The following is a 296-nucleotide window of genomic DNA, read 5'->3' on the forward strand; positions in this document are numbered from 1 at the left end:
CACCAGATACTCCCTGTAGTAACGTCCATACTTTGAAAATGATACGGAATAGATACCAAGCTCCGAAAATCCGCGGCTCATCCAGACCGGCATCGCTCCCGGTATTTTCACTTCCATCAGAACCCTGCCCTCCTCAAGCAGTGAAGTCCCATAGGTTCCGGCCTGTAAATCCAATCCTTCGGTTCTGCAGCGTATGTTCCGGTCAAAGGTTACCCGCAGCTCTTGGTCCGCTTTGCAGAAACACGCCACACGGTCATAAGCCACGTACGCCGCCGGTTTCAAATGATACCGTTGTT

At 51.7% G+C, this 296-nt stretch carries 1 protein-coding gene; it reads right to left on the minus strand.

Annotated features, from left to right (window positions below):
• The coding region (locus NE473_RS31600) for a VTC domain-containing protein (RefSeq protein WP_256265681.1) at nt 1-296 on the minus strand (296 nt) is incomplete at both ends.

The organism is Hungatella sp. SL.1.14, from assembly GCF_024460495.1.
Taxonomy (GTDB): Bacteria; Bacillota; Clostridia; order Lachnospirales; family Lachnospiraceae; genus Hungatella; species Hungatella hathewayi.